The sequence below is a fragment of the Alteromonas sp. CyTr2 genome (assembly GCF_947311905.1).
GTDB classification, from domain to species: Bacteria; Pseudomonadota; Gammaproteobacteria; order Enterobacterales; family Alteromonadaceae; genus Alteromonas; species Alteromonas macleodii.
In genome coordinates, this window is sequence record NZ_CAMZMZ010000004.1 from 108,034 (window position 1) to 120,376 (window position 12,343).

A 12,343-nucleotide genomic window follows, 5' to 3' on the forward strand; every position below is an offset into this window, starting at 1 on the left:
TTAAAAATGCATAACGGGGTGTGAGCGAATAACAGAAAATCATATTACAAGTCGTCTATTACTATAATAATCGCGTGGGTAGATCACATATTCTGTTACAGTTAATCAAATACTGTTACGAGTTTGGACTTTCGGTTTGTGGTTGAATTTTCATACACTTGGTTTTATTAAGTCGTCCCTTAGAGCGAATGACGACGCAACTTGAACACAACAGGAAGACGTAAGCATGAAACGAACACTTCTGTCGCTGGTTATCGGAGTTTCGATGACAACGGGTGCGCTGGCCGATGACCTTATGCAGGTATATCAACAAGCACTGGCGAACGACCCATTGGTAAACCAAGCGAAAGCGCAACGTGATGCAGCGTTTGAAGGGATTAGTATTAGCCGCGCAAACCTTCTACCACAGATATCTGGCTCGGTAGGCTATACAACTTCTACAGCTGAACGTGCACAAACGTTAGGTGCTAATGCTGATGACCTTCAAATTGTGGTATTTGAAACAGACGTAGACACTATCGATTATGGTTTGCAGGTACAAATGTCACTTTACGACCACGCAAACTGGCTAGGGCTGGATCGCGCTGAAAAAGTGGCCGAGCAAAGCGACGCCCAGCTTGCCGCTAGCATGCAAGACGTTATTGTGCGTACGGTTACTGCTTATTTTGACGTACTACGTGCACGTGACAATGTTGAATTTGTGGGCGCTGAAAAACGTGCCATTGAGCGCCAGTTAGAACAAACTCGCCAGCGTTTTGAAGTGGGTTTAACGGCTATTACTGACGTACACGAAGCTCAGGCCAATTACGACAGCACGGTGGCGCAGGAAATCCAAGCAAAGAACCAGCTTGAATTTGCTCTTGAAGCGCTTCGCGTAATTACAGGTAAATATCACGATCGTTTGTTTGGGCTAAACACAGAGAATTTTGCCGCAACTATGCCTGTGCCAGCGGCTGTCGATGAGTGGCTAGAAACTGCGCAGGATAAAAACTTAGCACTTCTGGTTGACAGACTTGCTATGGATATCGCGAAAGAAGATATTTCAATTGCGCGCTCGGGTCACTTACCTACCCTTGGTTTAACAGCTAACGCATCGCGAAGCAAAGACGATATTTCAAACCCGTTCTTACAGTTTGAAACACCTTATCTTGATAGTCAGTCAGTTGCGGTTCAATTGAATGTGCCTATCTATCAAGGCTCTCGCGTTTCATCGCAAACCGACCAAGCTAAGTTTAACTATGTTGCAGCAAGCCAAGCAGCTGAACAGACTTATCGTCAAACTGTGCAGTCTATTCGCAGCTCGTTTAACAATGTAAAAGCGTCAATCTCAACGATTCGTGCTTTAGAGCAGTCAGTGGTCTCAGCAGACAGCGCCCTTAAAGCAACAGAAGCAGGTTTTGATGTAGGTACACGTACCATTGTTGACGTGCTAGACAGCACACGTAACCTGTTCGATGCACGTCGTAACCTTGCGGGCGCACGCTATGACTTTATTCAGTCAGTGGTTACGCTTAAGCAAGCGGCAGGTACATTGACAGGTGAAGATGTGGCTATGATCAACCGTGGTCTTAAGCCAGCAGAAACCAACACCAATGATTAGCATTGGATAGTTGAGCGTTTAGTACATGCTCAATAGTGAAAGAAAGGGTAGCCAGTGCTGCCCTTTTTTATGCCTGAGATAATATGACACCTGAAGAAATGCGATGCTGAGTCGCGAAAAAGGGCTATGTTAATGATGATTAAGTTGGCGATGTAGGTGTATATTTCTTAAGTGCGCTTAGCAGTTGGCGATATTCCATACGCAAGGCTTCTGCATTTTGCTTTGTGGGCGCGAAGTTAGACAAGCGTTCCGCTACACGATGCAATTTCTCTTGCAACAACCGTAATTCATCATCCATGATTATGCCCTTTATTTTTAAGCCTGTGTATTCGGCTTGATAAACGTTTAGGTAACGTGCGACGAGACAGGTTTAAAACGCCCGTTGTGCCCCTACATTTGTATGCAATAAGTGCGCGTACGCTGCACTTCTGATTATTTAGTATACAGCCAATGGCGCTTACCACAAGCCCTTTGGCTATTCGGTTTTTCTTTGAGTGATAAATAGAAATGCAAGCCTCTGAACTTCAAAATAAATTTGAGCGCATTCGAGCCAATAAATGGTTCGAAGCCTTTGTAATAAGCGTTATTGTTATTTCAGCGCTACTCGTAGGTGCCAAGACCTATGAACTGCCAGCTGGCATGTCGTCAGTAACACTATTTTTAGATTGGTTTATCAGTGCCTTCTTTCTAACAGAAATCACCATTCGTTTTTTGGCTGAAAAACGTAAACGCTACTTTTTCAAGAGCTTTTGGAACTGGTTTGACACACTGATTGTGGTTATTAGTCTCATTCCGGCAGACGATACCGAACTGGCACTTATCGCCCGTTTGGTGCGTGTGTTCCGCGTATTGCGTATGATTTCGATCATTCCCGAGCTCAGGATCTTATTAGTTTCTTTGGTTAAAGCACTGCCCCAATTAGCATATGTCATGCTGTTGATGTTTATCATTTTCTACATTTACGCAGCTATAGGCAGTACTTTATTCGAAACCATCAATCCCGTGCTGTGGGGCGATATCACTATCTCGATGCTAACGCTCTTTAGAATTATGACATTCGAAGATTGGACCGATGTAATGTACGAGACTCAGGAGGTTTACTCGCTAAGCTGGATTTTCTATCTTACCTTTATTTTCTTCACCGCCTTCGCGTTTTTAAACATGGTGATTGGTATCGTGGTGAATGTGATGGAAAGAGAAAACGAAAAAGCACGAGCAGAAAAAGAAGCCGCCTTACTTGAAGAGCAAATTGCCCAAGGGAACATAGAGCCAACCCTTCAAGATGTGATGCAAGAATTGCGAGAGCTGAAGGCACAGCTTGCCGCTAATAATCAAAATAGCACGGTAAACAAAACCAGCTAAGTGCGTTCTATCCGAATAGCGCAATTGAAAAAGGCCACAGTGATGTGGCCTTTTTAGTTTCTCAAAAATGGTGATGCCTAGATTTAGGCTAAAGCAAGATACGCCCGGGCGAGCCTAAAGCCCGTATTGCTGCTTAAGTGATTCCGCTCTTTGCTTGGCTGCCTCTGACTTAAACTCTCGGCTTGCCAGCTTGCGCGAGGCGAGCGCCTTTTTATCGAGTTCAAGTAATACACTCACATAATTTAAATATACGTCGTCGTTCGCAATAGGACGTGCAGCGACTTCCTCGTACAGTTTAAGCGCTGCGGCTTTATCACCTTTAGCAATGTAAATTTGCGCTAGCGTGTCCGCGGCGTCTGCGTTCTCACGCTGCAGTGATACGGCCTTTTTAGCGAGCTCTTCTGCTCGGGTAAGTTTTTTATCTTCCAGCGCCAAAAACGCCAGGTTATTTAATACGACAAAATTATCTGGCGTTTTAGCTAGCACCTGTTCATAAGTTTTAATGGCTGCTGCTCTGTCTTTGCCAATTTGACGCTCGGCTAACAGCATTGCACTTGGGATGTCGTTGCTGTGCATCTGAACGTGTTTTTCAAGAAACGTAAATGCCTGAGCTTTTTTACCCGACATCTCAAGCGCCGCTATCAACAACAAAGCGTTATCTGAGTTAGGCGTAGTGTCATAGGCGGCTTTGGCATGCTCTACAGCTTGCTCAGGCGCTTTATCGATAAGATGTAAGCGCGCTATTACGCCTCTAACGAAAGGCAGAGCCTTAACATCATCGGCCGTGCTATTAATAATTTCCCATGCAGGTTTAGCCTGCCCAAGTCGACTGTGAAAGTAAGCTTTCAATAAGGTTAACTGTGCATCTGGACGTTTAGCCAACACCTTATTGGTTAACGTCAGCCCCTGATCAAATTGCTTTTGAGAGTCGACAATCAACAACTTACCCAAGACCGCATTTTTATCTTGCGGGTAAAACGATAGCCAACGATCAAAAAACGCTGTCGCGTCTTCTACATTGTTGGTGGCAATAAGCGCTTGACCCTTTAAGTTCCAAAACGCTTGTGGCGACGCTTCATTACCTTCGACATCTGACAAAAGCGAAACCGTTTTATCAAGCTGACTGTTCAACGAGTACATTCTTGCAAGAAGAAGTCTTAAATTCAGATTTGTTTTATTGGCGTTGAACTGTGTTTGAGTATGCTTGATAACGTCCTTTGCGTTCCCGTTTTCCATTGCGAGGGCAAACCATAGCGCTAGCGCCTGTACATCGGCGGGGTTCTTATCAATAAAGGCGCGAACAAAGGAAATCGCGTTATCTTTTTTACCTTCAGCTACCAGTAATTTAGCGCGAGAGTAAAACACCTCATTCTTTGCACCTTCTAGCTCGCTGGCTTTATCTAGATATTGGGCGGCCTCTTGGTAGGCTCCCTCTGCCGTCGCAATATTCCCTAGGTAAATAAGCGGAGCTGCGGTTTCAGGTGACTTTTCATGCCACTCTTTCGCCGCGCTTTTTGCTTTTTCAAGCTGACTAGTAGCAATGTAGGCGCGAAGTAATGTGGCTTGTGACGTCACAGACTCTGGCGACTGCTCTACGGCTTGTTCAAGATTAACTAAGCCATCAATATCATTTAGTGATAACTGCAAAACACCTAAACGAGATAAATCTTCTGCTGTGGTACTCACCGCTTCAGACTTTGCCACCATTTGCTGAGCACCGACTACGTTACCGTCTTTTAAAAGCTGATAACTTGCCTTAGAGAATAGTGCGGCATCAATACCTTGCTCGCCTTCTACCCTCGCTAATACTTCAAGCGCTTCATCATTTTCACCGAGCTGCAGCATGCTGTCTGCCAGCATACGAAGACCAGGGTGATTATCAGGAAGACTAGAAGCCACCATTGTCAGGTGACGCTGTGCCGCTTCAAAGTCTTGAATTTGATATGCACTGAAGCCCGCAACCAAACGCACGACCTGATCACTTCTTCCATTTTGAACGGCAATTTCCAAGTGTTCGAGGGCCTTAGCATAATTTTCGTTGGCCGACTCAATGATGCCTTTAAAGGTATTAAGCAGCGGATGGTTTTCATTTAAGGTCAACAAGTCATCTACAATAGGTTCTGCTTTGTCGAGCTCTCTTATTTCAATCAGTAGCGCTGCATAGGCAAATTTGCTGGTTACGTCGTCAGGATACTGACTCACATACACGCCGTAGACTTCGGCAGCTTTACTCGGCTCACCTTTTTGAAGATAAATTTTTGCTAGCTGTTGTAGCACGTCTTTATTGGTGGGGGCTTGTTCTCGCAGCTTCTCGGTGGCGGCTAGCGCTCCATCCATGTCGTTCTCTAAAACAAAGGCATAACTGTCAATAAGGCCTTTATAAACTGAGCTCGTATCTAGGGTTGATAAATCAGCCAGTAGCGTTTCAGCTTCTTCGTTTTTACCTAGCTGCATTAAAGCCTGTAGCTTATAAAAACCCACTTCGGCTGATTCAACTGCTGACATCCCTTCTGCGCGATAATCTACTTCGGCCAACGCATTTTCTGCGCCTGACTGTTGGTAAGCGACCGACAATAGAGGAATAACTTGGCTAACAGGATGCCCGAGTTCCATTGCCTTGTTGAGTTCTTTTTCAGCAGCTGAAAAATTACTTTCCTGCAAGTACAGCTTGCCAAGTTCGAAGCGCGGTGCTGCGGCATCGGGCGCTTTTTGAATGGCGTTTTTATATTCGACAATAGCAGCGTCGATTTGTTGAGAAGAGGCGTAGTTCCTTGCATCGGCCAGATGGCTCTCCATCGACTTTTCGCTACACCCTGACAAAAGAGCACTGGTTAACATTACTGCTAACGTCGTGCGTTTAATTAATGTATTAGTTCTATGCTTTGTCATTGTAATTCCTTGCCCTTCCTCAAATTTTTATTGTCACTTTTTTGCACATTGTAAAAAGCACCCACCATACTGCTTATTATTTCATCGAATTTGTGCAATTTCGTGGCAACCTTGCCATTATTCGAATATAATATTGTTTTTTGCAACACTGCTGGCAAGCATATCGCGAAATACGCTACGAATACGCTTCATAAACTCGCCCGAAAGGCCAGTTCATCGCTGTATAGCGTCTTGCGATAATAAACCGAAAAAGTACGGTTTAATCGTATGCCGCACCCTCCTTACTTAATGCACCAGGATCCTTAATGACCACAACTGTCGACATGACATTTAAAGACCTCAATTTACCAGAACCTATCTTACAAGCCCTTGAAAAAGTTGGCTACGAGAAACCGTCTCCTATTCAAGCTGAGAGTATCCCTCTTTTACTTGAAGGGCACGATTTACTCGGTCAGGCACAGACAGGGACAGGAAAAACCGCTGCGTTTGCCCTGCCCATGTTGGCAAATATCGATCCTGAAGAACGTAAGCCGCAATTACTGGTATTGGCCCCAACCCGTGAACTAGCTATTCAGGTTGCAGAGGCGTTTCAGGTTTATGCGAGCTTTAGTCAAAAAATTAAAGTACTTCCAGTATACGGCGGTCAGTCGTACGACAACCAAATTCGCCAGCTTAAGCGCGGCGTTCAGGTTGTTGTAGGTACACCAGGCCGTATCATCGACCACATTAAGCGCAAAACGCTAGACTTAAGCGAACTTAAGTTCTTAGTGCTAGACGAAGCTGACGAAATGCTTCGTATGGGCTTTATCGATGACGTTGAACTTATTCTTAGCCACGCACCAGAAGAGCGCCAAACCGCACTGTTCTCGGCAACTATGCCTGGCCCAATTAAGAAGATTACTCAGCGATACTTGAAAGACCCTAAGCACGTTAAAATTGCGTCTAAGGTAAGTACAGCTAGCACCATTCGCCAGCGCTATTGCCAAATTGCACCACACCACAAGCTTGAAGCGCTAACGCGTATCATGGAAGTGGAAGTGTTCGACGGTATGATCATATTCGTACGTACGAAAACCGCTACGGTTGAACTAGCAGATAAACTCTCTGCTCGTGGTTACGACGTAGAACCACTAAACGGTGATATTCCTCAGGCAGCTCGTGAGCGCACTGTTGAAAAACTTAAACAGGGTAAAATTGATATCCTTGTCGCTACCGACGTTGTAGCCCGTGGTCTTGACGTTGAGCGTGTAAGCCACGTTATCAACTACGATATTCCGTACGACAGCGAATCTTACGTACACCGTATCGGCCGTACTGGTCGTGCTGGTCGTCAAGGTGATGCGATCCTATTTATCTCTCACCGTGAAAAGCGCTTGTTATTCTCTATCGAGAAAACCACTAAACAGCCTATTGAAGCAATGCCAATTCCTTCAATTAGCGAAATTAACGAAACCCGTTTAAGCCGCTTCAAACAATCGGTTGCCGAAGCAACCCAAGACGATAGCATTGAATCATTAATGCCTATTGTTGAGATGATTAAAGAAGAAAACGAAGCGTCTCCTGAAGTATTGATGGCAGCACTGCTTAAAATTGCGCAAGGCGACGAACCGTTAATTCTTAAAGAATCAGATCGTCCAGATATTAACAGCAAGCCTCAGCGCGATAGCCGTGAGAGAAACTCTCGTGACCGTGATGGTCGTGAGAGAAAGCCGAGAGTACCTCGTGGAAACCGCAAGCCTGAAGAAGGCATGCAGCGCTTCCGCATAGAAGTGGGTCACGTACACGGTGCGAAGCCTGGCAACATCGTTGGCGCTATTGCTAATGAAGCAAACATAAATTCGAAGCACATTGGCGCTATCGAAATTTATGACAACTTCAGCACGGTAGACCTTCCTGAAGGCATGCCTAAGGAAACGCGCGACACGCTACAGGGCACCCGTGTTGCTGGTCAGCGTTTGAATATTCGCGAATGGTCAGATACACCGCCGGCTAAAGGTCGTGGCGATCGTGGTAACCGTGGTGACAGAGCGCCTCGCGGCAATCGTGAAGACCGCCCTAATCGCGGAGATCGCGAAAACCGTAAGCGTAAGAACTAAATAGCAATACATTCAGCCTTTATATAACTAATAGCAATATAAAGGCTGTTTTCGTTGTTTTCTAATTAAAAAGAATTGGCGCAAAATAGTGTCAGTTCTTTTTTTGTATTTGAAGCTAAGAAAACCTTTATGGATTACTTTCCGTTATTCCTAGACGCCAGAAAACTCAATGTTCTAATTGTTGGGGCTGGTGAAGTAGCAGCCCGTAAGCTAGAGCTTATTATGAAGACACCTGCGACCATCACCGTGGTGGCGCCTTGGGTTTGCGATACGGTGAAGCAATTGGCGCAAAATGAGAAAGTGACACTTATTGAACGCGAGTTTGAAAATAGTGATCTCACCCATAAAGATATGGTCTTCATTGCCACCGACAAAGGCGATGTTAATCAACATATTCACGACTTAGCGCGCGCTAACAAAGTGTTGGTAAACGTGGTGGACAATACGCCGCTTTGCCAATTCATCACCCCCTCTATTGTTGACCGCTCTCCTATCGTTATTGCTATGAGTAGTGGTGGTGTAGCGCCTGTTTTGCTTCGTTATTTACGTCAAAAGTTAGAGACTGTACTGCCTGCTAACTTAAGTCGACTTGGCGCATTTTCTGAAAAATTCCGCGAAAAAGTAAAACAAACGCTTAATGGCGTTACCGCTCGTCGATACTTTTGGGAAGACGTGCTCGATGGTGACATTGCTGAAATGGTAGAAAAGGGCCAAGACAACAAAGCCGATGATGCATTCGAATTAGCACTGCAAGCCGCGGCTCAGGACAAAAAAGTAGAAGGGCAAGTGTATTTGGTGGGAGCAGGTCCTGGCGATCCCGATCTTCTTACATTTCGCGCCTTGCGCTTAATGCAAAAGGCCGACGTGGTAGTCTATGATCGCTTAGTATCGCCGCAAATTCTTGAGCTTGTACGCCGTGACGCTGAGAAAATCTACGTGGGTAAGGCCAAAAGCAATCACACGCTTCCTCAAGACGACATTAACCAACTAATGGTTGATGAAGCTAAAAAAGGCAATCGTGTGGTGCGTTTAAAAGGCGGCGACCCATTCATATTTGGACGTGGTGGAGAAGAAATTCAAACACTTATTCAGCACGGCATCGACTTTCAGGTAGTTCCCGGCATTACCGCCGCAAGCGGGGCGTCTAGCTATGCGGGTATTCCCCTTACTCACCGCGATCACGCACAATCCGTGGTGTTTGCAACAGGTCACCTTAAAAACGGTACTATCGATCTTAACTGGCCAGCCCTTGCACAGAAAAATCAAACCGCTGTGTTTTATATGGGTTTGACAGGCTTGCCGATTATCTGCGAAAAGCTCATTGAACACGGTCTTGATGCCAATACGCCTATCGCTTTAGTTCAATCGGCGACTACCGAAAAGCAGGCGGTACTAACAGGCACGCTGAGCAATATTGTGGCTAAGCAAGAAGAGGCGCAATTACAGCCTCCTACACTTATTATCGTCGGTTCAGTTGTTAGTTTACGTGACGAACTAAACTGGTACCAATAATCCCTTCCTACCCCTTTGTGTAAATAAAGGGGCTCTGTACCAGCTTTCCGCTTAATAACAGCGGCAGGCCTACGCAAAACATGTACAAAGTATTCAGCAACAACTCAGTGGTTTACCCATTAATCGACAGTTTTTGAATCAAGTAGCACAATCCCAAGGTCTCTCAATGCACTATTGACGCCCTCTGCCCTCTGCCCTCTGCCCTCTGCCAGGGTAATGGGCTGGCACGACCCAAGGCAAAGGCTTCAAAATAGCCTTTGCCTTGTTTTTTTCATTTTCACGCGCATACTCACAAAATGAGTGATCAATTATTGAATTAACCTAACGATAACAATGAAGCTTCACACTAACTCGAAAAAAAAGAACATTTGGCGCATTATTAGTCAGTTAACAAGATATATTGGTCTTGCTACGATCCTTGTGGTTTTCCATGTACAGCATGCGCTCTCTGAACAACTCGAGTTCAAAAGAAAGAAGACTGATACCGGCATGCAGTTCTATTACGAATGGATTGACGGTGCGAAGCAGCGACATAACCTCAGGTTTGAAATTCCCTTTGAGTCAATTGAAGACTTGCCGCTAAGGCAAACTAATTACAAGCCAAAAATAGCACAGCGACACGTGACTGTTGCGTTGACCAAAGCAGCAAAGGCTATCGACCCCAAGGACGCAAAAGTAACAATCAAGCCCTTGAGAGAAGCCATTAATATTAAAGTGTCGGGGACTGACGAAGAGAAAATAGAAGACGTTCAAGCGCATTTACGTGACGTACAGCAAAACGCTTACGATAGCTACTTGCATGAACATTACTTCACGCGCTTTACGACTTTATTTAACCAAAGTGCCATAAAGCCAGACCACCTGCGTTACATCTCTGAGTCAGTAAAACCTTTGGTGTCCGTTTCTCAAGCGTTTTACGAGAAAGTCGCGTCTGAGTCAGATTCAAGAGCCTATTTTTCTTTAATTCTCAGTTGGCTGCAAAGCATCCCTTACGACACGTTAGAAGATAGAGTAGTGAGTAATGGCTCTGGGTATGCGCCGCCCATTAGTGTGCTTATGCAGAACCTAGGGGACTGTGACAGTAAAGCAGTGTTAGCGTCTTCAATGGTAAGAGCTTTTTTACCTACTACAAAGATGATTGTGCTTTACCTGCCCAACCACGCTTTGCTTGGAATTGCATTAACCCCCATGGCAGATGACCGAACCATAGAGCACGATGGCGACGTTTACGTGCTCTATGATCCTACGGGTCCGGCACTCATTCCCTTCGGACAAGTATCAGAAGATACAGAGCGCTACATTGTGACCGGGCGCTACCAGGTAGAAGTAGTAGAGTAAGTTTCATCTACATTTGCCTGTTATTCCCTGAATAGAACATCACTTCATTGCCAATCACACTGTTGGTAGATTTATCGATAATAACAAAGCTAACAGATTGCATGGTATTAGCCATTGGCGACAATGCTTCAACTGAAAACGGCACATTTCGCTTTTCGCCTGGTGCTACGTTTATAGTCGGTACGTTAATAAGCTGCATATCTGATGGCGTTTCTATAGCAATTTCATAGGTTTTGGCCACGCGGGATTTATTTAAAACGGTTAACGTATAAGTGTTTTCAATGTGTCCCGCGTTGTTCTCTCTGTAAAGCGCGTTGCGGTCACGGCTAATTGAAGCTACGAAGTCCTGCCTGTCGATAGCCCACTCGCCCATTGCGAGCAGTATGGCAATGATTGCGGCGCCGTAAAGATAGTTAGTGAATTTACGCCCAGAATTCCTGCCGGCTCGCGAAAAATTGATAAGTTTGAGCGGATAGCCAAATTTGGCCATGACCTTGTCGCATGCGTCAATACACAGGCCACAGTTAATGCACTCGTACTGAATTCCTTCACGAATATCTATGCCTGCTGGGCAGACTTGAACGCACAAATTACAATCCACACAATCGCCCAAGTCTTTGTGCTGTGAAAAACGCTTCCTTGGTCCGCGACTTTCTCCTCTCGTTTCGTTGTAAGTAACCAATGACGTACTGTTATCAAACATCGCAGCTTGAAAGCGAGAATAGGGGCACATGTGCGTGCACATTTTCTCTCGAAGCCAACCGGCATTGGCATAAGTGCAAACGGCAAAGAACATTGTCCAGCCTGAAATTAACGCAGGCGCAGAGAAAGTGAAAAACTCCGTATATAGACGAGATGCCGGATAGAAGTAGGACATAAAAACCAGCGCAGTAATAAGGCTTAATGCCAACCATGCACTGTGTTTTGCCCCCTTCACGACTACTTTTGTTAGTGAGCTAGGCTGCTTATCTAAAGCCTTGCTTTGATTGTGCGTACCTTCAATACGGCGCTCTACCCAATTGAAAGCGAGAGTCCATACGGTTTGAGGGCAAGTAAAGCCACACCATACTCGCCCGTAATGACGGGTGACTAAAAACAAAACAAAAGCCGCAAGAATAAACAGAAAGGCAAAAATCATGAGGTCTTGTGGATACAAGACCCATGCAAAAAGCGTGAGGGTTTGACGCCCCACATCAAACAAAATCGCCTGCTGTCCTTGGTATTGAATAAAGGGGAGCGCAACAAACAGCGTCACTAATACTACATTCAAGTATCGACGTATTTTTTGAAAGTGCCCAGTTTCCTCACGGATATAGATTTTTTTGCTTTCTACGGGTGTACAAGCAATGATGTCTTCTTGCCGAATTTTAACTGCCGTCATTAGCTTTCTCCGAAAATTTTGCGCTAATGGTAGGGATTTAAGGCCGTTAAAATAGAAACAGATTAGGGCTTTCTTTATAGATCAGTTGCAATAGTTTTTAAGGCGTAGATATTTAAGGCGTAGGCTTTGAAGTCGCAGATTTTTAAGGTGGATGTTTTTCTTATT

The 12,343-nt window shown here is 45.1% G+C and carries 8 protein-coding genes; 5 read left to right on the plus strand and 3 right to left on the minus strand.

From position 1 onward, the window contains the following. Nucleotides 1-226: 226 nt before the first annotated feature. On the plus strand, nucleotides 227-1,600 hold the full coding sequence (tolC, locus tag QME20_RS04205; protein ID WP_049587315.1) for an outer membrane channel protein TolC: 1,374 nt from the start codon (nucleotides 227-229) through the stop codon (nucleotides 1,598-1,600). A gap of 139 nt (nucleotides 1,601-1,739) precedes the next feature. Here the strand turns inward: tolC and QME20_RS04210 are convergent, their stop codons facing one another. Continuing rightward, nucleotides 1,740-1,898 (minus strand): hypothetical protein, encoded by a 159-nt coding sequence (locus tag QME20_RS04210; RefSeq protein ID WP_014997260.1) that lies wholly within the window; start codon nucleotides 1,896-1,898, stop codon nucleotides 1,740-1,742. Between the two features lie 209 nt (nucleotides 1,899-2,107). Here QME20_RS04210 and QME20_RS04215 point away from each other — a divergent pair, with 209 nt between their 5' ends. Continuing rightward, nucleotides 2,108-2,962, plus strand: coding sequence for an ion transporter (locus QME20_RS04215; protein WP_281715509.1), 855 nt, complete (start codon nucleotides 2,108-2,110; stop codon nucleotides 2,960-2,962). 114 nt (nucleotides 2,963-3,076) lie between these two features. Here the strand turns inward: QME20_RS04215 and prsT are convergent, their stop codons facing one another. Further along, nucleotides 3,077-5,851, minus strand: coding sequence for an XrtA/PEP-CTERM system TPR-repeat protein PrsT (gene prsT / locus QME20_RS04220; protein WP_281715510.1), 2,775 nt, complete (start codon nucleotides 5,849-5,851; stop codon nucleotides 3,077-3,079). 305 nt (nucleotides 5,852-6,156) lie between these two features. Here prsT and QME20_RS04225 point away from each other — a divergent pair, with 305 nt between their 5' ends. The 3 genes from QME20_RS04225 (at nucleotide 6,157) to QME20_RS04235 (ending at nucleotide 10,797) form a co-directional block, all read left to right on the plus strand. Beyond that, complete coding sequence (locus QME20_RS04225; RefSeq protein ID WP_014948201.1) at nucleotides 6,157-7,947, plus strand: DEAD/DEAH box helicase; 1,791 nt, start codon at nucleotides 6,157-6,159, stop codon at nucleotides 7,945-7,947. Between the two features lie 129 nt (nucleotides 7,948-8,076). Next, complete coding sequence (gene cysG / locus QME20_RS04230; protein ID WP_101563455.1) at nucleotides 8,077-9,459, plus strand: siroheme synthase CysG; 1,383 nt, start codon at nucleotides 8,077-8,079, stop codon at nucleotides 9,457-9,459. Between the two features lie 333 nt (nucleotides 9,460-9,792). Then, a complete protein-coding gene (locus QME20_RS04235) occupies nucleotides 9,793-10,797 on the plus strand; it encodes a hypothetical protein (RefSeq protein WP_281715511.1) in 1,005 nt (334 codons plus the stop codon). Between the two features lie 7 nt (nucleotides 10,798-10,804). On the opposite strand, the gene ccoG is transcribed toward QME20_RS04235, so the two are convergent. Continuing rightward, nucleotides 10,805-12,178: a cytochrome c oxidase accessory protein CcoG gene (gene ccoG, locus QME20_RS04240; RefSeq protein WP_281715512.1), complete on the minus strand. Its 1,374-nt coding sequence runs from the start codon at nucleotides 12,176-12,178 to the stop codon at nucleotides 10,805-10,807. Nucleotides 12,179-12,343: the final 165 nt, after the last annotated feature.

What these genes read in the sequence shown, in the direction of transcription:
- QME20_RS04225 (WP_014948201.1), top strand. Translation starts at nt 6,157, where the DNA reads ATGACCACAACTGTCGACATGACATTTAAAGACCTCAATTTACCAGAA.
- prsT (WP_281715510.1), bottom strand. Translation starts at nt 5,851, where the DNA reads ATGACAAAGCATAGAACTAATACATTAATTAAACGCACGACGTTAGCA.
- QME20_RS04235 (WP_281715511.1), top strand. Translation starts at nt 9,793, where the DNA reads ATGAAGCTTCACACTAACTCGAAAAAAAAGAACATTTGGCGCATTATT.
- ccoG (WP_281715512.1), bottom strand. Translation starts at nt 12,178, where the DNA reads ATGACGGCAGTTAAAATTCGGCAAGAAGACATCATTGCTTGTACACCC.
- QME20_RS04210 (WP_014997260.1), bottom strand. Translation starts at nt 1,898, where the DNA reads ATGGATGATGAATTACGGTTGTTGCAAGAGAAATTGCATCGTGTAGCG.
- QME20_RS04215 (WP_281715509.1), top strand. Translation starts at nt 2,108, where the DNA reads ATGCAAGCCTCTGAACTTCAAAATAAATTTGAGCGCATTCGAGCCAAT.
- tolC (WP_049587315.1), top strand. Translation starts at nt 227, where the DNA reads ATGAAACGAACACTTCTGTCGCTGGTTATCGGAGTTTCGATGACAACG.
- cysG (WP_101563455.1), top strand. Translation starts at nt 8,077, where the DNA reads ATGGATTACTTTCCGTTATTCCTAGACGCCAGAAAACTCAATGTTCTA.